The 22,513-nt window shown below is 50.2% G+C and carries 21 protein-coding genes; 7 read left to right on the top strand and 14 right to left on the bottom strand.

Features of this window, described 5'->3' with window-relative positions; translation table 11 throughout:
• Positions 1–4 precede the first annotated feature (4 nt).
• From BMZ40_RS01165 to BMZ40_RS01135, 7 genes are all read left to right on the top strand, one after another.
• The gene (locus BMZ40_RS01165) at positions 5–1,117 is read left to right on the top strand and encodes a glycosyltransferase (protein WP_092372308.1); all 1,113 of its coding nucleotides are present in this window, start codon (positions 5–7) and stop codon (positions 1,115–1,117) included.
• The gene (locus BMZ40_RS01160) at positions 1,114–2,115 is read left to right on the top strand and encodes a polysaccharide deacetylase family protein (RefSeq protein ID WP_092372307.1); all 1,002 of its coding nucleotides are present in this window, start codon (positions 1,114–1,116) and stop codon (positions 2,113–2,115) included. Before BMZ40_RS01165 ends, BMZ40_RS01160 begins: the two co-directional genes overlap by 4 nt.
• On the top strand, positions 2,079–3,161 hold the full coding sequence (locus BMZ40_RS01155) for a glycosyltransferase (protein ID WP_092372306.1): 1,083 nt from the start codon (positions 2,079–2,081) through the stop codon (positions 3,159–3,161). Before BMZ40_RS01160 ends, BMZ40_RS01155 begins: the two co-directional genes overlap by 37 nt.
• Before the next feature lie 202 nt (positions 3,162–3,363).
• Positions 3,364–4,437, top strand: coding sequence for an O-antigen ligase family protein (locus BMZ40_RS01150; protein ID WP_177192952.1), 1,074 nt, complete (start codon positions 3,364–3,366; stop codon positions 4,435–4,437).
• Positions 4,434–5,564 carry a glycosyltransferase gene (locus BMZ40_RS01145; RefSeq protein ID WP_092372304.1) on the top strand — a complete coding sequence of 377 codons (1,131 nt, stop codon included), beginning with the start codon at positions 4,434–4,436 and terminating at the stop codon, positions 5,562–5,564. Before BMZ40_RS01150 ends, BMZ40_RS01145 begins: the two co-directional genes overlap by 4 nt.
• A gap of 60 nt (positions 5,565–5,624) precedes the next feature.
• Positions 5,625–6,182 (top strand): hypothetical protein, encoded by a 558-nt coding sequence (locus BMZ40_RS01140; RefSeq protein WP_143075499.1) that lies wholly within the window; start codon positions 5,625–5,627, stop codon positions 6,180–6,182.
• Between the two features lie 3 nt (positions 6,183–6,185).
• Positions 6,186–7,952 carry an ABC transporter ATP-binding protein gene (locus BMZ40_RS01135; protein ID WP_092372302.1) on the top strand — a complete coding sequence of 589 codons (1,767 nt, stop codon included), beginning with the start codon at positions 6,186–6,188 and terminating at the stop codon, positions 7,950–7,952.
• A gap of 18 nt (positions 7,953–7,970) precedes the next feature.
• On the opposite strand, the gene BMZ40_RS01130 is transcribed toward BMZ40_RS01135, so the two are convergent.
• The 14 genes from BMZ40_RS01130 to BMZ40_RS01065 all read right to left on the bottom strand — a co-directional run bounded on the left by BMZ40_RS01130 (position 7,971) and on the right by BMZ40_RS01065 (position 22,400).
• A complete protein-coding gene (locus tag BMZ40_RS01130) occupies positions 7,971–9,920 on the bottom strand; it encodes a polysaccharide biosynthesis protein (RefSeq protein WP_092372301.1) in 1,950 nt (649 codons plus the stop codon).
• Complete coding sequence (locus BMZ40_RS01125) at positions 9,920–10,756, bottom strand: MraY family glycosyltransferase (protein ID WP_177192951.1); 837 nt, start codon at positions 10,754–10,756, stop codon at positions 9,920–9,922. Before BMZ40_RS01125 ends, BMZ40_RS01130 begins: the two co-directional genes overlap by 1 nt.
• A gap of 146 nt (positions 10,757–10,902) precedes the next feature.
• Positions 10,903–11,877: an NAD-dependent epimerase/dehydratase family protein gene (locus BMZ40_RS01120; RefSeq protein ID WP_177192950.1), complete on the bottom strand. Its 975-nt coding sequence runs from the start codon at positions 11,875–11,877 to the stop codon at positions 10,903–10,905.
• 55 nt (positions 11,878–11,932) lie between these two features.
• Positions 11,933–12,385, bottom strand: coding sequence for a type II toxin-antitoxin system YhaV family toxin (locus tag BMZ40_RS01115; protein ID WP_281243760.1), 453 nt, complete (start codon positions 12,383–12,385; stop codon positions 11,933–11,935).
• Positions 12,382–12,696 (bottom strand): type II toxin-antitoxin system PrlF family antitoxin, encoded by a 315-nt coding sequence (locus BMZ40_RS01110; RefSeq protein WP_092372299.1) that lies wholly within the window; start codon positions 12,694–12,696, stop codon positions 12,382–12,384. Before BMZ40_RS01110 ends, BMZ40_RS01115 begins: the two co-directional genes overlap by 4 nt.
• 99 nt (positions 12,697–12,795) lie before the next feature.
• Positions 12,796–14,907, bottom strand: coding sequence for an STT3 domain-containing protein (locus tag BMZ40_RS01105; RefSeq protein ID WP_092372298.1), 2,112 nt, complete (start codon positions 14,905–14,907; stop codon positions 12,796–12,798).
• 66 nt (positions 14,908–14,973) lie between these two features.
• Entirely contained in the window at positions 14,974–15,717 is a 744-nt protein-coding gene (locus BMZ40_RS01100) for a glycosyltransferase (RefSeq protein ID WP_092372297.1), read from the bottom strand.
• 4 nt (positions 15,718–15,721) lie between these two features.
• Complete coding sequence (locus BMZ40_RS01095) at positions 15,722–16,540, bottom strand: glycosyltransferase family 2 protein (RefSeq protein WP_092372296.1); 819 nt, start codon at positions 16,538–16,540, stop codon at positions 15,722–15,724.
• Positions 16,537–17,283 carry a glycosyltransferase gene (locus BMZ40_RS01090; RefSeq protein WP_092372295.1) on the bottom strand — a complete coding sequence of 249 codons (747 nt, stop codon included), beginning with the start codon at positions 17,281–17,283 and terminating at the stop codon, positions 16,537–16,539. Before BMZ40_RS01090 ends, BMZ40_RS01095 begins: the two co-directional genes overlap by 4 nt.
• Before the next feature lie 137 nt (positions 17,284–17,420).
• Positions 17,421–18,674 carry a glycosyltransferase family 4 protein gene (locus BMZ40_RS01085; RefSeq protein WP_218143732.1) on the bottom strand — a complete coding sequence of 418 codons (1,254 nt, stop codon included), beginning with the start codon at positions 18,672–18,674 and terminating at the stop codon, positions 17,421–17,423.
• 47 nt (positions 18,675–18,721) lie between these two features.
• Positions 18,722–19,231 (bottom strand): IS630 family transposase, encoded by a 510-nt coding sequence (locus tag BMZ40_RS20000; RefSeq protein WP_281243763.1) that lies wholly within the window; start codon positions 19,229–19,231, stop codon positions 18,722–18,724.
• A gap of 19 nt (positions 19,232–19,250) precedes the next feature.
• Positions 19,251–19,763 carry an IS630 family transposase gene (locus BMZ40_RS19995; RefSeq protein ID WP_092372293.1) on the bottom strand — a complete coding sequence of 171 codons (513 nt, stop codon included), beginning with the start codon at positions 19,761–19,763 and terminating at the stop codon, positions 19,251–19,253.
• A 143-nt stretch (positions 19,764–19,906) separates the two neighbouring features.
• Positions 19,907–21,036, bottom strand: a protein-coding gene (locus tag BMZ40_RS01070) for an IS3 family transposase (RefSeq protein WP_245750990.1) whose coding sequence is annotated in 2 segments (ribosomal slippage) — positions 19,907–20,778 and positions 20,778–21,036 — 1,131 coding nt in all. Because the reading frame shifts where the segments join, the coding sequence is not laid out codon by codon here.
• 110 nt (positions 21,037–21,146) lie between these two features.
• Entirely contained in the window at positions 21,147–22,400 is a 1,254-nt protein-coding gene (locus BMZ40_RS01065; protein ID WP_092372291.1) for a glycosyltransferase family 4 protein, read from the bottom strand.
• Positions 22,401–22,513 lie beyond the last annotated feature (113 nt).

The raw sequence follows: 22,513 nt of genomic DNA, 5'->3' as shown, positions 1-22,513 counted from the left end.
ACAAATGAATAAACCGGTTCTTTTTCGAGTCACGAACAATCTGAAGGTGGGCGGCGTGCAGAAACGGCTGCGCGCACTTTTGCCTTTGCTGACGGAGCACTACGAAGTGCACGTCGTGACCTACAAAGACAGGGGCGTATTCTTTGATGAACTGGCCAAGCTCGGCGTGCATACCCACTTCCTGCCTCGCAAGGGGCACTGGAACCCGGCGGCCATTTGGCGACTGGCAAAACTTTTCCGCAAACACCGGGCCGATATCGTTCATACACATTCTTTCGGCGGCAATATCTTTGGCATCCTGGCGGCGGCACTGGCTCGGGTACCGGTGCGGATCGGACAGGTGCATTTGAGCGACCTGCACTGGTACGGAACAACCGCCATGCGACGCAAAAAGCAGATGCTGGAAGAACGCCTGGTTCACCGGCTTTTTTCACACAAGGTGCTGTTCGTTTCCCGTGAATCGCTCGAATATTTCAAAAGACACACGCGACTGCCGGACAAGATGATGACCATCCTGCACAACGGCCTCGATCTGCCCGGCAACACCGAGGCGGCATCCCGAACGGAACTGGGCCTACCCACGGAAGGAAAACTTGTCGGCTTCGTGGGCCGCATCGCGCGAGGCAAGGGGGTCGGACGTTTTCTTGCAATCGCACGCCAGGCATCACTCGAGTCTCCTGGCAGATATCACTTTGTGGTCATCGGCGACGGCGAGGGGCTTTCCCGGCATCAGGCCTGGAGCCGAGAGCACGGCCTGGAGCCTGAGATCACCTTTCTCGGTGAACGCCATGACATTCATCGCTGTTACGCGGCTCTTGATTGCCTGATTTTCTGCTCCGACCCGGGAGTTGAAGGCATGCCTGGCGTGGCCCTCGAAGCATGTGCCCACGGCCTGCCCATCCTGGCGCTGAAAACCGCCCCTCTTGAAGAAATTCATGAATATTACCCGCGTATTGCTTTCATGGATGGGTTCACATCGGGCGCAAAACAGCTGGAGAAGGCTCTGGCCCTGCCCGTGGCAAATCAAAAATCTTTTCGCGACGAATTTTCCATTGAGGCCATGCAAGCCCGAACCCTCGCCCTTTATTCCGATTTGCGCAGACAGGCCAACGCATGAGTATCATCTCTCTGACCCAGCCGCTGCTGGGCGCAAGCATTCCGATCCTGTGCTATCATCAGGTACGACCGGCCAGCGGCATGACACCCGAAAAATTTGGGAGCCATCTTGATCTCATCAAAAAATTAGGCTTTCAGACCATCAGCCTGGCCAATCTGCACCGCATCATACAGGGACAAACACCTCAAACCGGCCCCTCGGTAGTCATTACCTTCGACGACTGCACGCTGGACAACTGGGTGTACGCAGTACCCCAGCTCTTGCGCCGGGACATGCATGGGGTTTTATTCGCCATCACCGATTTTGTTCAGCCCGGCCGGACCCGTCTCCGCGCGGATCAAACCATGAATCCGCCCTCAGTGCCGGCTTTTGGCGACATAATGCAGCAGTCCTTGGCCGGAAACTGTGACGGGTTCATGAACGAGGCCGAAATCCGCGCCGTGGTGCACGAACTGGGCATGGAGGTCTATTCCCATTCTGCCGCGCATCAGGCCTGTTTCACTCGCGCAGAACAAACCGGCACCCTCAGCGAAAAGAGACACTGGAGCCATGCCGCATTATGCGGCAAGGACGCTGACGCCGGCACTGCCGTCCACCCAGTGGGCAGTTCCTATGCCCATGCAGGCTTTGGACTGAACTGGAACGGCCGCCCGCTGCCCCTGAAGACAGACCAAGAGCGACTCGCCTTTTGTCTGCAGGACTTCTCCACCGCCAAGGCCAAATTGGAAGACCTCCTGGACCTGCCCTGCCCCTTTCTTTGCCTGCCCTGGGGCGAATACGACGACATCACTCTGCCTGCCGCAAAAAAGGCTGGCTATGAGGGTGTACTGAACCTTGAGGCAGGACACGTCGGGCCCGGAATTGACCCCATGCGCATCGGCAGGCTTGCGGTCAAAGACCGCAAAACATTGCCCTGGCTTGCCCTGAAGACCCTGCTCCTGGCCCACAGGACTCTCGCTCCATGGGCCCAGAGGCGAAGTGTGGGCAGGCGCACATGAATATCTGCTTTGTCAATTCCACCAATAAATGGGGCGGGGTCAAAAGCTGGACCCTCGATGTGGCGCACGGTCTCGCGGATCGCGGAAATGGCATCCTCATCGCCGGCAGGCCAGGACCTTTCATCGACAAGGCCCGCGAAATGGGGCTCGACGCCCTAGGCCTGTCCTTTGGCCCGGACTTCAACCCTTTGCGAATTCGCGGCTTCATCAAGCTTTTCAAGACGCGCAAAATCGATCTAGTTGTCGTCAATGTGGGCAAGGACATGCGCATTGCAGGCATCGCGGCCAAAATTCTCGGCATCCCGGTGGTCCACCGCGTCGGCCTGGCCGGAGACATGCGCAACACATACAAGGTGCGCCTGCTGCACAAATGGATACGGCCACGCATCCTGGTCCCGTGCGAACAGATCAAGAGGGGCCTTCTGCAAGAACTGGCCTATCTGAAACCGAAAGAGATCACGGTCATCCTGACAGGCAAGGAACCTGCGCCGTCTCCACCGACAACCGTGCATTCACCGCTGCGCTTCATCTCCACCAGCCAGCTAAACGCCGACAAAGGGCACAAAGACGTCCTTGAGGCACTGGCCGAACTGAAAAATAAGGGCTACGCGTTTGAATACCATATCGTGGGAACAGGACGCATCGAAGCGGAACTGAAAAGCCTTACCACCAGCCTAGGCCTGGATGACCGGGTCACTTGGCATGGATTTCAAAAGGATGTCCGATCATTTCTGCGCAAGGCAGACGTCTTTCTTCTTCCGTCGCACAGAGAGGGATTGCCGAACACACTGCTTGAAGCAATGGCCGAAGGGCTTGTCTGTGTGGCTCGGGATGTGGGGGGAGTTGCCGAGGTGTGGCCACAAGACGCACAAGAATTATGCGTTCCTTTTACCTTGGGCCCCAATAAACTTGGCGCCATATTGAATGAATTGATTTGCTTTTCCAAAGATATAATATTTGAGCGAAAAAAATTGTTCTGGAAAACTTCAGTAAATAGTTCACTCGAAAAAATGATTGAAAAAATAGATTTTTTCTTCACACAGTAATAACTACATAAACGATCACTACAAATAAATGCCTGCTTCAACAAATCCAAAAAAACAAATATTTAATATTTAAATAAACATGACACATACTCTTCATACCAGCGATACTACTCCGCATAGTATTTTTATATTTTTACTTTGCATATATTTTACGGCTATTTGCTTAAATCCATCTGCTTCGGAACCTATTGGCGCGATTGCCTTGATCGTTTCAGCTGTCATGCTCGGAAAATCCTCAAACTTACGGCAGTTCCTATGGGATTCATCACTTTTATCACTTTTGACATTCGGGCTATACTGTTCTTTCATAAATATCATAGGCCCCGGCGACGTAGCCCGCACAGGTATCATTTATGGATGGATCATCCCGCTTGTCCTCGGCAAAGCGTTTATCCTCTTTCGCCATCAAACCGTCCAGAAAGACATTCTGGCCGCAGCCCTCGCATTGGCGGGAGTCATGCTCGTGGCACAATTACTTCTCGCGTTTGATATCAAACACATCGACAATCTCGGCCTTGATCTGCAATATTTGAAACTGACGTTCCGCAACGTAAGCCGGACAGCTCTTTTTGTCGCGGTAGGATGCATGGTCTGTTTCACACAGTTCATTTTTGCCTCGTCATACCGCTCACGCCTTCTCACAATGACGGCGGGCATTATCCTCCTGTCCGCACTACTGGTGACGGAAAGACGCATGACTCTGGCCGCACTCCTAATCTGCTGCGGTTTTCTGCTCGCCTCGCGCAGGAGTTTCCGGGCCATCGTCTTAGGGTTAGCGGCCATCGTCTGCATCATTTTTCTATTCGGAAAAGCAGAACGCTTCGATCTTCGCCCTGGCCATCTCCTCGCCAGCCAGGGAGAACGACTTACGGTTTGGTATGCGGCGGTTGAAATCATAAAGACCCATCCTTTGACGGGAAGCGGCTTTCGTACCTTCAAAGAGGCTGCGGCTCCTCATGTCGAAACCTACCGAGCAAGTCATCCTAAAGAAGGAGCATATGAAAATCTCGAAGACGCTCACAACTTGCCCTTGCATCTCCTGAGCGAAAACGGAATCATCGGCATGGCCATTTTTTCTCTTATTTTCTTTTTTCCTTTGCGAAACTGCTGGCAACTCCGGAGCACCAACCCTGCGGCCATTCCATTGCTATCCAGCATCGCTTTGATTTTGCTTAACTCGCAACTGCACGTAAACATCTTTTCCTTGAATGTCTCAGGACTGCTTTTTCTTCTTGTCGGCGCAGCCAGCGGAATCGGAGAGGAACACCGCCGATGAGCGACGAGTCGTACCTGTACATAGCCAAGTCCAAGATCCCCTCCAGGCACGCAAATTCCGTGCAGGTTGTGAACATGATTTGCGCTTTTGCACCACTAGTTCAACGCCTCGACGCCTATTTGCCTGGGGGATTCACCAAGCGTCTGTATTTATGGACAGGGAGACTCTTCGCGAACTACGGGTTTTCGATTCCAGACAATGTGCGCGTTCATTTCGTTTCACAGTCTGGGCATGGCTTTGAGGAAAACGTGCTGCGAAAAATCCCGTCCACATTTAAAGATAAGATCTTCACCCGAAGTGCACCGGTCGCCTGGAAGCTTGCCGAACAAAATGCACCAGTCCTATTTGAATCACATGTTTTTTCACGAGACGCCAAGCAAGTGCCCATGTCTCAATTCATTCAGGCCGTGAATGCATCAAGCACTGCCGGAATCGTGGGAATCTCTCAGGAGATCTCCGACTCGTACCTCGCAGCGGGCCTGCGGGAAAGACGGCTCATGACATCTGCGGACGGGGTGGATCCTGCGATTTTTTCCCAAGCAGTGGCCGGTGGGCTCGGCCATCTGTTCGGTCCACGTATATACGATCGTCCCACGCTGGTTTACACAGGTTCGTTGAGCCCCGAAAAAGGCGCAACTTTTTTGGCCGAAGCGGCATCGCGGATGAGACATGTCAATTTCATCATCATCGGTGGCAACGCCAAGCAATCGGCAGCGCTGGCCGAGAAGAGCAAATGCGACAATCTATTCATGCACCCAAGTGTGCCACACAAGAAAATCCCCTCGATCCTTCAAGACGCGGACATGCTGGTCATGCCTTACATGCCAAAGGGAGATCTGATTCCTTACATGTCACCGCTCAAGCTTTTCGAATATCTGGCCACGGGCAAGCCAATTCTGTCATCGGACCTCACTGTACTGCGTCCATTTCTGACTCATGACGAAAATTGTCTCCTGTTTTTGCCTGGGTCACTTGAGTCTTTGTGCGCGCAGATCAACCGGTTGCTGACCATGACTCCCGAGAACAAAGAACGCCTGCGCGACAACCAGCTACGGTCCGCAATGTGTCACACATGGACAAACAGAGCCAAAACCATCCTCGACTGGCATCGCGGATTGCTCACATAAAGGAAATCATCCATGATCAAACTCGGCCCACAAATCATTAAGGGTGGCTGGTGCCAGATTATGTCTGTTCAGGATCATCCAGAGCTCTGTGCCAAGATCCTGGTACCCCGCAGACGCTTTCAGGGCGGACAGCCCGACCCCAACGTCATTGTCTCTCAAAAATATGGCATTGAGGATTTTCTGGATTACGAATGGGCCAACTACCAGAAGATCATGGCCGTCTGCCCGGAAGACCTGCGCCAATATTTTGTGGACATGCGTGGCGTTGAAATAGCAGAAGACGGGCGCAAGGCTTTGCTCATGCGTATAGTCCACGACGATCAAGGCGGGCCCGCGCCCAATCTGGTCAAAAATACGCGACAGCTTACGCCCGAATTCTGGACCGTGATGGAGCGTATCCGCAAGGAAGTATTCTTGGCGAACAGCATCGACCATTTCGGGATTGTTCGCCGCAACATTTTGGTCCAATCACCGAGCCATCCAGTCATCATTGACTTTCAAACCGGACGCGAACGTTTTCGCGGACAATTCTGGCTGCGACACCCATGTTTCGTCCGTCAGAAAGTCAATCGCTACTTTCAAAAACTTTATAAGGAGATGGGCGTCACCCTGTCGTAACCTATGAATATCACAAAACTTCTTGAGAATGAAACCGTACATCTGCTTCGCCGCTGCATGAGTTATTTTGCGCCCTACAAAATGCTTGTAATCGCGTCCTTCGCCGCCCTAGGTCTGGTAGCATTGTGCACCGCTGGGGCGGCCTATCTTGTCCAGCCCGCTCTGGACAAGATCTTTATCGACAAGGATCGCTCTTCGCTCATGCTGCTTCCCATCATGCTTGTGGCGCTCTTCCTGGGTAAAGGTGTGGGACTTTTCGTTCAAAAATACCTCATGTCCTATTGCGGACTTAAAGTGCTGGAGCGGCTTCGGTATGAACTTTTCGCAAAGATAATTTGCCTACCGGTGGATTTTTTCGGGGAAACACGTGTCGGCATGCTCATGTCCCGGATCATCAGCGACGTTAATCTGATCAGCTCAAGCCTGCCGGAACTGATCAGGATCATCCAGCACAGCCTGACCATGGTCGGGTTGGTGGCCCTCCTCATCTACCGGGATGCGCAGCTTGCATTTTGGGCTTGCCTGGTCTTCCCCTTGGCTGTTTATCCAGTGATCTATTTTGGAAAAAAACTGAGAAAAGTGGGACGAAACTATCAGGCCAAGATTGCGGATATCTCTTCATACATGCAGGAAAGCTTCAATGGCCTGCGCGTGGTCAAGGCCTTCGCCACTGAGGACATGGAAAAGGAAAAGTTCAGCGAGGCAAGCTCTAAACTTTTACGTATCGGCCTCAAAGGCAAGGTCTACAACCAGCTGTCATCTCCAATAATGGAGCTGATCGGAGCCGTCGGCGCTGGCTTGGTCATCTGGTATGGAGGCAGTCAGGTCATTGCCGGCAAAAGCACGCCGGGAGAATTCTTTTCTTTCATGACAGCACTGGTCATGCTCTACGACCCCTTCAAGTCCATAAGCCAGGCCAACAACACCATTCAACAGGCCATGGCTGGAGCCGAACGCGTTTTTGAGATTCTGGATTCCAGGGAATTGGTCGAAGAGTCTGGCGGTGACACAGTCTATGTTCCGCCGTTTGCTTCGCTTTCATTTGAGGATGTATCTTTTTCCTATCCCGGCACCCAGGAGCCAGCCCTCAAAAGCATCAATCTGGAAATCAAGGCAGGCCAGCGGGTGGCGTTTGTTGGCCAGAGCGGGGCAGGAAAAACATCTCTCATACATCTGATTCCCCGTTTTCACGACTGCCAGCAGGGAGTCATCCGCTTAAACGGCCTCCCCTTGAAGGATTACACCTTGTCCAGCCTGCGCACAGGCATCGGCATTGTTTCGCAGGATCCATTTCTTTTCAATCTTTCAGTGCGGGACAACATCGCCTACGGTCGACCGGAACTGGATCAGCAGGTGGTTGAGCAGGCGGCCAAAGCGGCCTATGCCCATGACTTCATCATGGAACTGCCGCAGGGCTATGACACGATAGTCGGAGAAAAGGGAGTAAAGCTCTCAGGCGGACAAAAGCAGCGTCTGACCATCGCCAGAGCCATAATGAAGGACCCGTCATTGTTGATCCTCGACGAGGCGACATCGGCTCTGGACACGGAATCCGAGCGGATTGTCCAGAAGGCGCTGGAAAACCTGATGGCGGGCAGAACAAGTCTGATCATCGCTCATCGCCTGTCGACAATCCTCACGGCCGACAAAATCGTGGTCATGGATGGGGGGCAGATCAAATCAGTGGGCAACCATCAGCAGTTGTTGGAAAAATGTCCGATCTACAACCGGCTTTACACGCTTCAGTTTCAGGCTCAGCCAGAAGATTAAGAGAATTCTCGAAAGTTCTTATTTTTCCGTCAGAACGCAACCGCAGACGGCTGAATTGCAATTTCCATCCGCGCAATATTCAGGGACTATGCGGCCGAGTATTTTTTTAACCTCTTCGCCCATGAATTGCGCCCCCTGACTTTCCAATTCGCAGAGCAGCTCTTCAAGTCGGGAGCGATACTGTTCATCCGAGAGGCCGTTCATAACGCTGGCCGCCAGCACCATAATCTTCTCATGCCCGGTCTCAACAATGCCCTCACCCTCGGTGATCAGCTCCTCATAGAGCTTCTCACCGGGGCGAAGCCCCGTGAACTTGATCTTGATTTCCGCCGGGTCCTTGCCTGAAAGAACAATCAGGTCTCGGGCAAGATCGGCGATGCGCACTGGCTGGCCCATTTTCAAAATGAAAATTTCCCCTCCACGCCCCAACGCTCCCGCCTGAACGATAAGCTGCGCCGCTTCCGGAATGGTCATGAAATATCGGGTCACCTCCCGATCGGTGACCGTGACGGGGCCGCCGCGCTCTATTTGAGCTCTGAAAAGAGGGATGACCGAACCTGATGAGCCAAGCACGTTGCCGAATCGCACAGCCATGAACTTTGTCGGGCCGCCTTGGTATCCATGCATGATAAGCTCCGCGACACGCTTGGATGCGCCCATGACATTCGTCGGGCGCACGGCTTTGTCGGTAGACACGAGGACAAAACGCTCAGCCTTGTGCCTGGCCGAAGCATCCATGACCGTACGGGAGCCAATGATGTTGTTGGTCACAGCCTGCCAAGGATTGCATTCAAGCATGGGCACATGCTTGTATGCTGCGGCATGGAATACAGCCTGTGGCGAATGAGTACTGAAAACGGCGTCAATCAAGGACGCATCCTGCACCTGCCCCAGCACCGTGACATAACGGGTAAAACCGTGCTGGTGCAGCAGTTCCATCTCGATTGAATACAAATTTTCTTCGCCGGCATCAAAAAGAACCAACTGGCGAGGCTCAAACCGAATGATCTGACGACAAAGCTCGGAACCGATGGATCCGCCGGCACCTGTAACCAGGACAACCTTGTCCCGCAGGTAGCCCTTAATCTCCTCTTCGTCGAGCCGCACTTCCTCGCGACCAAGCAAATCCTCGTAACGCACGTCCCGCAGCGATTTGATCGAAACCTTGCCACTGGCAATATCCGCCAGGGCTGGCAGTTTCTTGATGCCGAGTTGGGCCGCCTCGCAAGCCTTCATGATCTGACGCAGTCGCGCCCCTTGCTGTCCGGCACTGACCAGCACCTCCTGCGCGCAAGCCATGGCTGCCACACGGGGCAAATCCTCAAGAGGGCCATAAACCGGCAAGCCATGAATTCTCCTTCCAATCCGATCGGGATTATTGTCGACAAATCCCGCGAGACGCAAACCGGAATTGCGTACTTCCAGTATTTCCTTGGCAATGCGCGCGCCATCGTCGTCAGCGCCAATGACAAGAACTCGCGTGCCTGAAGACGAAGCGCAAAAATTATCCGGCAGAAACACGTTCCGCCACTCACCGGGTTTTGACGTTATCTCATACAAAGACCGGATCAGCACCCGCGCGCCACAGGCGAAAACAAACGCCAAAAGCGCATCCAGGATAAAAACCGAGCGGGGATACCCCCGAAAATGCGAAATATATGCAACATAAAGAATCATCGCCGCCTCAGCCATGAAAACGGCCCGGCCGATCTTCCAGAGGTCGGGTAGCCCAGTATAACGCCACATGCCGCGATAAAGGCCGGTCATCCAGAAAAAACCGATTTTCAAAGCCACTACTACAGGCAGAAGGGAGAACATTTGCCTCAAAAAAGGCTCGGGAATGTCAAACTCAAAACGAAGGGAGTAAGATATGAGTAAAGCCAGTCCAAAAAGAGCGGACTCTCCTGCAAGCATTAGGAATAGATTTCTCTTTTTCAGCAAATAGTTGAAAATTTGAGATAATTCCATCAGCTATCCTTGTGTTCGAAATAAAATTTTCGTTTGAAAAAACAGTGAATCGCCGCCCATAGTAGCAGCAGGACGACATCAATACCCAGCACAGACCAAAAGCCATGCGCGCCTCCGATCACCACCAGCGAAGCCACCAAAATCTGGATCACTCCGTAAGCCGTGCTCACTTTCCAATGCGCAATTCCGTGCTCGTTGGCCAGAAACTGATACAGATGCCTTCGATGCGGTGCAAGGAGCGATTCGCCGCGCCACAATCGCTCAACCACAGTCACAGCCTCATCCGCATAGAATGGGAACAGAAAGGACGCGAAAACGAGAAAGTCTGTCCGTGAGCGAGCCAGCAGACAGACGATCACCGCAAAAAGAAAACCCAGGAAGATGCTGCCCACGTCGCCCATGAAAAGCCGGGCTCGCGGCAGATTGAATGGCAAAAAAGCCAGGATTGCACCGATTACCGCCATTGTCGGATACGTGAAATCAGGCAGGGAAACCGCCATTTCTCCAAAGGTCAAGAGACACGCAAAGGCGATCAGACCGGTGATTCCGGCCAATCCATTGATTCCATCCATGAAATTGTAGCAATTGGTCGTGCCGACCACGAAAAAAAACGCGGGAAAAAGCGCCAAGACAGGCCAAGACACAAGACCCGTCCACCATGCACTGCCCAAGACGAACAAAGCGGCCGCAAACTGTGCAATCAACCTCGTTCCGGCGGAAATACTGCGCAGGTCGTTGACGAAACTCAAAACCGCCAAGGCCACGATCGGAAGCCAGAAGAACGAGGGCAACCCAACCGCAAGACCGACCCAAGCAAAGGCCAGTACAAAGCCCACGCCACCACCCTTTGGCGTGGGCCTGACATGGGAGCTGCGTTCCCCCGGCATGTCCAGAAAACCCGCTCGGGTCAAAAAACGGGGAATCAGGATGCAGCAGGGAATGCTCAGCAATACTCCCGCAAATAAATACAGTATATTCCCCATCACTTGCGCCTCAACCCTTCGACCATTTCATTGATACCTCTGCGCAAATCCCAGGATGGGGCAAACTCCAGTTCACGGCAAATTTTTGCATTGGAATAGCGAGCCGAGCCAGCCAGCTTGTCCAACCGGTCCCGATTGAATGGAGAACGGATTCCGAAGCGCTCCGCTATGTCACCAAGAGCGGCCAAGACTTCCAGCGCACCAAAAGGGAGGAAAAGACCGTTTTTTTTACCCAAAGCTTCGTGAATCCAGGCCAGCATCTCTTTTGTCGAATACTCGTTGCCATCGGTGAGAACATAAACCTGCCCGCATGCAGCAGGGTTTGTCGCCGCAAGCAGGCAAGCCTGAACGACATCCTGCACATGAATCATGGAACGTCCGTTGGCAGGAAAGGCCACGGACGGAAACACTCCCTTTTGCACGGCGCGGATCATCAGATCAAGGTTGCCCTTGCTCCCGGCACCATAAACGAGGGTAGGCCTCAGAACCACCGAGCAAGATAGCGGGAGTTCTTCGAGCACGATACGCTCGGCTGCGAGCTTTGTGATGCCATAAGGATTCTGTGGGGAACATGGTGTAGACTCATCCCAGGCCTCAACCCCGCCCTCGCCCATGGCCTTGACTGAACTCAGAAGTACGCAAGCGCGTACTCCGGCTTGCCTGGCGGCACGCAGCAGCGAACGGGTACCGTGCACATGCACGGCTTCGTATTCGGCCTTCTCGGCGGCATTTCTAGCGCGCGTATGCGCCTTTCCCGCCAGATGGAAGATCGTGTCCACGCCGTCAAGATTTTGAGGATCGATCTCATCCCGGCCCAAGTCGCATTCCAGCACATGCCCCCACGGCCCGGTCTGCGGCCTTCGCAGCATGGCCGCGACATCCCAGTCCCGGTTTGTCAGTTCCAGGCACAAGGCGCGACCGATAAACCCTGACGCGCCGGTGACCAGGGCGCGCTTGGGGAATGAAGCGCTCATCCGACCCCTCCCACAGACAGGCAAATCATCTTGCGCCGGACATCCCTTTCGCAACTCAACGCTCCTCTGACTTGGAGGCGGCCAGGAGGGCATTCCATTCATCCGGCGGATGGCCGCGCGACAGCATTTTGCCGAACACCACATACGGGTCGGACCGGCCGCCAGCGCAGCGCAGGGTCTGTTCGTCGTTGATCCAGACGAAGACGATCACGCGGGACGCGGAATCGTACCGGAAAAAAACGCGAAACCGCCTTCCGATCTTGGCCCTGCGCCAATGCCGGAAGGCGGCCCCCATGGTCATCCCGAGGCGATACTCTGGACGCGACGGATCGGAAGGAATCGTCTCGGAGACGAGGCGGGAAACCGCTGTAAAAAGTTTCACATTGGCGTTGGACGCATAACCTTCAGGGTCACTTCGCCTGGCCCTTACCGCCGCCGCCTCCAGCCTTTCCATCTGCTCCAGCATGCATTCGTGGAAAAACAGTTTCCTGCCATGATTTTCAATCATAGCTCCACATCGCCCTGGATGTCTTCATCGACAGGAAGGTCCAGGGCCGCGGCCATGCTCTCCGCAAGCTTTCCGGGAAGAGGCCGGATATTGCGCCCGGCTTCGATGTCCCTTTCCAGAAGCGCCAGAAAACGGACAATAGCCAGATCCTCGTGCTCGGCCTCCTCGCTGCGTGAGACGACGACCTCGTCTCCGCGCAGCCTGAAGGACACCTTACCTCCGAAACCGACTCCCAGGGCCTGCCGAATGGACTTAGGCAGCGTGATCTGACCTTTCGAGGTCACCGTCGCCACTTCGTGAATGGTGTTCATGGAACGTTCTCCCGATTGTTTAGACGCAAAGTAAGGATTATTCCTTACGCTGTCAACAATCGCGCCTACAAATCATTTAAGAGACGTAAACCGGACCCACTACCGCACCTTATATGTTCTGGTCCACGGAGAATTGTCCACGACCAGGGTGAATTCCTCCGCAAAATCCGATGCCGGGCGAAGCAGCATCTGCACCATCATGGACCGGTACATCTTGGCGTCCATCAGAAAAACCTGACGGGACATCTGATTGACGACAACATGCATCCCCGTCCCGTTGGGCCACTCGAAATGCCTTGTTCCGGAATCCTCCACTACGTCCATGGAATCAAGGAGCGTTGACTTGCCGCCAACCACTAACGTGCCTGCTGCCGAATCCATACGAACCTCGCCGCGCACTTGCTGAATCTTGCCCGGCGCGCTGGTTCCGGAGGCAATATCCCAGTTTCCATAGTAGCTGATCCAGGACGCCAAGCGCAGGTTCTCCCAGGAAACAATGAAATAATTAGGCATGGTCGTGGGCCAATTCGCATCATCCACGACAAGGTCGGACAAAAACTTTTGCGCCTGAGCAAGATCCATTTCGCGGATTTCGGTAACAGGATTGCCTCTAAACAAAGCCGTGCGAGCATCCGTGTTGTTCATGGACCCCGAATCCAGCATGGCCTGCCCGAAATAGCGTATGAGCTGCGCAGCCTCGCGCGGCGAAGCTGCGCAATGCACACGAGCCAAGGGATAGAGCCATGGGCCAGACTGCCGAGAACCATCTCCAAATGTCGCCCTTTCGGCATAATACTGTCCAGCATAGCCATAGTCCCACCATTGCCAAAGCAAGGCATCCGTCTCAGTCGCATCCCGCAATTCCACGAACGTCTCGGCATAGGTCCGGGGAAGTACTGGAACAGGCCCGACCTCCTGCATGAAAACGGCTGATGGCCACAAGACCACGCAGGCCATGACCAATTGCGCAATCCAGCGCCGGCCCTGACTCTGGCCGAGCACTTGCAAAAATTCACTAAGACCCAGCCCCAACCCCATGCCGACACCGACAGTGCCGTACATCGCGAAGCGATTTCCAAACTTCACGCTAGCGATGCCCAGGGCCAGAAATGGCAAAAAGACGAGGAGCGCGTGACGACGCCAGGCCACAAAACCGAAGCCAAGCATACCCAAGACAAAAACAACCCAATTCCCGCCCAAGCGCGGGCCGATCAGGGTCCAATCCAGATTTTGAGCCTCGCGGACGCTTTGGGCGATGTCAGGCAGTTTGAAGCCCGTCGCATTGCTGATCATGTCGGGCGTGCCTACCTTGGTGTAAAGATAGAGGCGGTAGACAAGCGCCTGGACAATCTCAAAAAAGTTCCCAAGGAAAATAACCGCCACAAACAGAACCGCAATTCCGCCAAACTGAACGCCAGCGGGCATATCTTTTTTGATCATCACCCAGATGGCCCAGGCTCCGACCAGCAGACCACCTTGCCAGCCAGCAAAAAGCACCGCGAAAATAAGTAGTAACCCATTGCCCAGTAAGAAACGGTCTTCGCGATGCGACCGCCAGAGCCCAATCAAAACCGCCAACCCGAACGCGGGCAGAAGAATGCTCGAACTGCCGGGATACACATAAACCGACATTTTACCCAATATGCCCACCAGCAAAGCCCAGCCCATCTGCTTGTACCGTCGTGCCGCATCCTCCGTCCGATTCGCCGAGTCCATTCCATCGAGCCAAAGAGCAAGTGTGCTGACCATGGCCACGGGAAAAATGAGATTCACGATGTCAGTATCGCAAAACCCCAGGCGGGTACGAACCAAAAAACCTAAACCTGCGGTAGCCAGAATGCCAAAAACCAACCCTCCTTCGGGTAGGCGCAGAAACCGCGCCAACAGACAAACGGGAACGGCAAGCAGGGGAATAAAAATAATGGGGGACCAGAACCCGATGCTCGCCAGTGGAATACCGGAAGCATTATGGAGAAGGCTCAGAATGCGCGTGAACGGATCATTTATGAAGTTGCCGATGCCTTTTACGCCAGCAAGCCAAACATAAGCGTCATGCGTGGCCATAAGGTGCTCGCCACTCACCATAAAAGCCTCGTTGAGCCAAAGCGGCAACTCGGTGAGGCGGATCGAAACGGTCGTAAACACAACCAGCAAGCAGGCCAGCCAAAATTCACCGTTAAGGGAAAGGGAAAAGCGGGAGGAAGAGGTCATGATGGCGCCTTGAGGTAGCGTGAAGGTTGCAATTACGTGGCAATTTCTCTCAGCAGAACACCACGCTCATAATTTTCGTATCTCACGATACGCATCGGAAAAGAAGAATCGAAATATGCTTTTCAGATGCATGGCCGCATAGCGAAGATTCCCATGGCTGCTGCGGCGGGCATCATGTACGACAGTAACGTCCGAACAGACAAGCCGTTTATATCCGGCCAGGGCGAGACGGGCGCAGAGATCGACATCTTCGTAATAGAGAAAATAGCGCTCATCAAAGCCGTGGAGTTCTTCAAATACTGATCGCGGAAAAAGCATGAACATACCTGCGATCCAGTCGGGGCTAGAAACAGGATGCGCGTCGGACCAGACGGCGGACTTTCCGCCGGCAATCTTCTTCATAAGCTCCCACGGAGTGGGAAATCTGCGCTCACTGTCTTCCCTTTGGCCGGAGTTGTTGACCACTCGAGGAGCAACAACCCCAACATTTGAGTGATGAATAAGGTCGAGCAGAGTCGGAAAGGGGTTCATGGTAAGGCGGATGTCCGGGTTGAGGACGCAAAAAAAGGCACCTCTTGCCTGTTTGAATGCAGCGTTATGATTTACACCGAAGCCATGAGGAGTACAATTTTTAATGATCTGAACAGGAAAATTGTATACACTCACATCAGAAACATGTTCTTCTACATTAATGGTTAGAATTACGTCACTAATATCATGAGCACAGTGCGCACTCAAATCATCAAGTAACTTTTCAACCAATAAAAACTGATTATGGCTGACAATAGAGACCGTAATAGAATTTTTCATAACATTAAAAAAATATCTTGCGGAAAGATAACAGAACAATTCTTCTAAAAAATTTACACAAAGAAAATATCTCGAAAAAAATACAAGAAAAAATATTCAAATATTTTTTCTTGTATAAAGTATAATACATTTTCAGTTCGCCAATTTCCATTTTTATAATATTTTTACTGAGCCCACCATCTCCATAGGCAGCCTTGTGCACAAATGCCAGCGGCGTGGAGCAATAAGAAGAACCATACCCAGACATTGCTATTTCTGCCCACAAAAGCTGATCTTCAAGCCTCTTTAGACTCTCATCAAACCGAAAAGGAAGATCGCGACGAAGCATCACCGACGGGGTTGGATACGGATTTGAAATGAGAATTCTCCATGGAGATATTTTGGTAAAAACTATATTATCAAATTCAAAATTATACTTTTTATCAAAACTGCATTTGTGACCAGAAAAATGACAGGCTCTTTTTCTCAACATCCATCCATACTGAATCTCGATTTTATTACAAAACCATGAATCATCAGAATCAAGAAATGCGATAAAAGCACATGTTGACAAATCCCAGCCTTTATTTCTAGTGAAAGACACGCCCCTATTAACAGGATTTTCTTCTATCAGAATCCTTACAGAACCTTTATAATTACAAAAAAAATCATTTAAAACATTGAGAGTCTGATCAGTAGAACAATCGTCTACAATGACAACTTCGCGAGGCAAAAGAGTCTGTTTAAAAATAGAATTGAGAGCTCTCAAGATTGTTTTTTGCGAATTGTAACATGGAATTACAACAGACACATCTGCATGGTGCTTATTTAAAGCAAAACTCATAATTTTTTAAAATTTTTTATAAGCCTGATTAGTAATAAAGCAATCTGAATAAACTTATTTTCACCGCACCGCAACTGAACACGAAATGATTCCGTAAGCATCCCTGAACAATCAATATTACTCACACCAGAAGTGCCAAAAATACCAGATATAAAATCTGAATATGAAATTCGCGCACCAGCATCACATGCTTTGCGTACAAAAAATTGATCTGCGGCAATCGGGAAATCTTTTGAGTAAAATCCAAAACTATCATGTAAAGATTTTTTAATCAAAGTACCTACAGCGTGTGCGCCTATATAAGCACGTTGAGAATAAAACCATTTCCATTTTTTTTCCGGAGAAATTATAGAACCACAATCAGTACGGACGAGCGCAGACACAAAATCAGGAGAATTTTTTTCAATAGAAATGTAAAATAACTCAATTGCATCCTGGTTTAACATGTCATCTGCACCAACTACGAGATAGTAATCACCTGAACATAACTCAATTGCCCGATTCAAAGCATCATAAATACCAAAATCAGGACGAGAATCCAAAACTACATCCATATCTAAAACCTGCTTTAACTGCTCAAGGGTCCCGTCAGTCGACCCACCATCAGCCACTACCCATTCAAAATTTTTATTTGTTTGGCTGCGAAGACTCTCGATGAGGCGAGGAAGATCTTGGGCTTTATTAAATGTAGCGGTGACTATGGAAATCAAGGGCACTCTTGTATCAAAATCTTCTGTATTCATATTAACGCACTCTTCCTCGACTGCCAGGATTGCTCGCGAAGTCGTTTAAACAGAAATCTATCGAAATTAATTGAATATCTGGTCGACCCGTTTTTTAAAAGAAATTCGTTTTTCGTGCATAACAAAACACAGAAAAACTACCATCTGGACGAATGCAAAAGCTTTTGATAAATTTTAATGTACTGCTGGGCAATCACGAGAGAATCAAATCTTTTTACACATCTCTCCCTCGCATTTTTTCGAAGCAGCAAACTCTCTGCTTTGCTTCCTGACAAGACCCACTGAATCCCATCTCGTAAATCAGAAACGTCAAAAGGTATCGCTTTATAACCTGTTAGCTTATGACTGACAACATCAGCTGTTCCAGTGGCATCAAAACACACAACAGGAGTACCGCAAGCCATCGCCTCAGCTAACGTCTTCCCGAATGCATCCATTCTCGAAGGAGCGACAAATACGTCCGCAGCAGAATATACAAGTCGAAGAGAAATGATATCCGATAAGAAGCCAAATGATGTACGAGGTTTTCCTAAAATCTTGAAATCTGATAAAGACCCTCGACCAAACGAAACAACATGTACATCATCTCGATTTAATAAGTTAATCCCATCAACAAACAAACCGAAACCTTTATAAAAATCATCAACAGATTGAGATCCAACCAGTACAATTTTTTTGTCGAGTGGCAAACCCAGCACTTTCCGTGCGATGAAAGGATCTTCAGGATAAAATTCCTTTGTATCAATATTATTACTAATTGTCTCAACCGTGAATCCATTAAAAACTTTAGATCGGCGAGCACAATCACTTAGCCAACGACTAATTCCAACGATATGCATTCCCTTCTGAAATGAAGCACATTTATTTTTTACAATGAGCCTAGTTAAATCCCACTCGCGTGAGCTATTAAGCTGAGGACATCGTCCACATCCTGTTACATATCGTTGACAATTATCTGCAATAGCGTAGTGACAGCCACCTGTCATCGGCCACATATCCCTCAAAGTCCAGACGACAGGCTTTTTTACTTTTCGAAGAGTACGCATTGCGACCAAACCATTGATCCAGTGCAAATGAACCAAATCTGCTTTCTTATATTCAGGATGACGAGTAAAATTGAAACCCTCGAAACCAGTATTAAAAATCCAACGATTACGATTTAAATACAGACGCAGTGGCAGTATCCCCAACTGCGCGATCAATTTAAATTTGGCTTTTTGGGCGATTGTTGACGCTACCGAAACAACTGTCTTGTCGGGCGAAGATAATCTTCCATTATTCATCAAAACAGAATCTACACCGAGATCAAGCAATCCTCGGTGCAACCAATAAGCGCCACGGGCCGCCCCTCCAGACAGATCGCCACTAACCATGTGAAGAATTTTCATCATTAACTACTCAACTTCGGGATTATCCATTAGCATCTATAGGTGACGACTTAATTTATTGCGCATATCTTCCGGAGAATTTCGCTACCATGACGCCATCGGTCGAACACACTTTCCACGGCATTGATCACATACTCCAGTTTGGGGAAGTATCGATTATGAGTAGCTTTTCTCCTCGTGATTTTCCAAACCCGCTCAATGGGATTGAGTTCAGGGCTGTAGGGCGACATAAACTCCAGCGCAAATTTCTTATGGCAATCCAGTCTCCATTCAGCATGAAGTTGAGCGTGGTGGTATCTGACGTTGTCGACGATCAGCACAACCCGCCTTCCCGAGTGCGAGCTGATTTGGCGCAAGTATTTGAGGAAGCTGAAAAATGTCTCCCCGTTGAACTTGTCTGCTTCTCGGCGATAGACGAACTTGCCATCTCTGATTCTCACTGCTCCGAAATATCCCACGCTCTTTCTTGTCGGATGATGGAGTACAACTGGGTCTTTCACATCTTTCGGAATCCACATGCGGCACCTGGATCCATGCTGCTCGAACCTGACCTCGTCCAAGGCCCAGATATCGATCCGTTTATTCTTCAGAAATCTCAGCAGTTTTTTTATATTCCGCCTGCTGGGCGGGATCAGCGTGCTCAATTTTCGGTCGAGGCTTGCGGAGTCGAAAACCGAGTTGCCGGAAAAGGCGCTGACACTGCCGAACGCCAAGGGAGATGCCCCATTGGTCCTGAATGAAACACGAAAGGGTTTTTCCATCCCAAAGGCCTTGCAATCCGAATTCGCCAGGATCTTTTCGCAGGGCCGTTTCAATTGCGGCGAGTTGCTCTTTGGTGAGTCGACGGGGACGCCCGGGCCGCTCTCCATCGACCAAACCTGCAAAACCCTCATTTTCAAACCTGTTGACCCAGTACGCGACAGTTCGGGGTGCGTCGCCCAAGATCTTTCCAACCTCTCTGCAACTCTGTCCTTGGGCGACGAGAAGCATGGCGTGGAGGCGGTGATCGTAACGGGCTTCCTCGGTACGGCGAATTTCGTCCTGGATAGCCATAATCATGTCTTCGGCATCGGTAATTGTGAGTGCTTTCATGGATCTCCGATGCCATGATTTTATCAAATGCGCAATTAATTATGTCGTTGAGTATAACAACCTTTATTTGTCGACGATATATAGAAGTGGTTCGGTTCGTTTGAACACGTTTGCCCGTTTCTTAAGTGGAACCTCCGCTCTTCTTACACTGCCACTCTCACTGGCGACATTCGTTCGGCGTAAGTCTCGTCAGGCGTTTTCTTGCCCAACCTTGAATGCGCCCGCTTTTGATTGTACCAATCCATGTATTCCATGATCGACTTCCGGGCATCGCTCACCGTGTCGTAGGCGTACAGATATGCCCGTTCGTACTTCACCGACTTCCAAAGGCGCTCAACGAAAACGTTGTCACGCCAGGCTCCTCGGCCATCCATACTCAGCTTACGACCCATGTCCTTGACAGCCGTTACAAACTCGATCGCCGTAAACTGACTGCCTTGATCCGTGTTCACGATTTCCGGAGCGCCATAGCGGCGAAAGGCCTCCTGAAGCACATCGACCGCATGGCAAGCCTCCAGGGTGATCGCTATCTTTGACGCCAAGACCTTTCGGCTGACCCAATCCACGACTGCGGTCAGATACACGAAACCCTTGGCCATTGGGATGTAGGTCGTATCCAGAGCCCAAACCTGATTGCTTCTTTCAATGAGCAGCCCTCGTAGCAGATATGGATATACCTTGTGCCTAGGATGCTTCTTGCTGGTGCCGGGCTTTCGGTACAGCGCAGCAATCCCCATGCGTGCCATCAACGAGCCGACATGCTTACGCCCAACAGCGCCCCCTGAGCGATTCAGTTGATCCCGAAGCATCCGGGCACCCATGAACGGATGCTCAAGATGCAGCTCGTCAATGCGGCGCATGAGCGCCAAGTCGGCGGGACTCACCGGCCGAGGCTGATAGTACACGGTACCGCGACTTATCCCGACCAGTTCGGCCTGCCGCTTGATTGAAACCTCGTGCTCGCGGTCGATCATCGCTTTGCGCTCAGCAATCCCACCTTGCTGAGTGCGCTTTCTAAAAAATCGTTCTCCAGCGTCAGTTGGCCGATCTTGGCATGAAGCACCTTCAAATCCACGGGAGGCTCACTCCGGGCGGACTTGCCAAAGACATCAGCAGCCCGCTCGCTGAGCTGTCGCTTCCATTCGGTAATCTGGTTTGGATGCACCTCAAAACGTTGCGCCAACTCGGCAAGTGTCTTGTCCCCGGCCATCGCCGCTAACGCTACCTTGGCCTTGAATTCTGCTGAGTGCTTCCGTCTCGTCCGCTTGGTCATTCTCTGCTCCCTGATCAATTCCGTTTGAAGGTGTCCGGGCTAGCAGAGTTTCCACCTAAAGGCTTGTGTAAATTTTCGGGGCCACTTCTCTTTCACCTTATCCGCCGGATTTAAACTATATCACATCTACGGCTTATTTTTGAAACGCAATAAGACTTACTCAATAAAAGAAAATATTTAATTAATTTATGGATTTTAAATAAAGAAAACCTTAAAAAATCCTGTATTAAAAATTTAACAGTTAAGAACAAAAAAAATTTAGTAGGCTTCCTGTATACACAAACTTTTTTTATATATCCACACAATTGTCCAGAATTCTTACTCCAATCAAAATAATTAATAGCTGATTCTCTTGCATTATATTTTTGAATATCAATTAAATCATGCTTGTCGATATAACTCTGCATTTTACAAACCAAATCCCTTTCATCTATCACGGATTCAGGCCAATAATAATTATCACTTCTTTTAATATGTGCAGTTACTTTAATTAAATTTCCGTTATAGCCTGGCGTCACAAACTCGTTCATTGGAGCAGTATCCGTTGTGATAACAGGAAGTCCGCAACTTAACGCTTCAGAAACAGAAAGACCAATACCTTCTAATTTAGAGGGATATACATATATATCGCCTAAATAATAAAGACCTGGAGCAGGAACTGTTTTTTGCAAAAACTCAATCCGCTCATCCGATTCAACAATTTCTTGTATATCTTTTCCATACTTAGCGATGGGCACCTGTGAATGAATAACTAGCCGAGATGGCCCTTTAACTTTCTGAAAGGATTTAATAAGAATATCTGTACCCTTCCTGCAATTAAACCCACCATAGCCAGCACTATGGAAAAATACAGCCTCTTTTCTTGTCAAGTAATTATTTTTTACAGGTTGAAACAATTTAGTATCTGCCCCCCATTGAATAAAAAAACAATTTCTATGCCAATTAAAAACAGACAAATGCCTTCTTGTATTACACAATAAAAAATCATAGCATTTAAAACTACTAACTGTATCTTTCTTATAATAGTCTATGTATGCACCCACCGTTACACCAAATTTTGAACAATCTTTTACTATTGAAAAATCTCTTTGCTCATTGAATATAATAACTTTGATTTTATTTCGAATAATCCAAGAAAACAAATGTGTTCTCGACATCGATGAATCGCCTTGATAAATCCGACTTCCCCAACCTGGCGCGAATGTGACGTTTGGCCGATCCCAAACAGGATCACCCTTAGCGCAAACTTCACCGCCTCGAGCATAAATATATACGTTAAACTCCTTGCTTAACGCTTGCTCATAGGCTTTAGAAACATACGCGGCACCACGCTCAAACCAAGTTGTAACAATACCAATGTTCATATATATTTCTCAATTTATTTTCAGTTAATTCGAAGTGAATGATCACACACTGCAAATTCGCTTTTGATATGGAATTACACTAAAGACAAAAAAAATTTAACGTATCAATATCA

The organism is Desulfomicrobium apsheronum, from assembly GCF_900114115.1.
GTDB lineage: Bacteria > Desulfobacterota > Desulfovibrionia > Desulfovibrionales > Desulfomicrobiaceae > Desulfomicrobium > Desulfomicrobium apsheronum.
The sequence above is the reverse complement of the archived record's forward strand: the minus strand, read 5'-3'. Positions and strand labels throughout refer to the sequence as shown.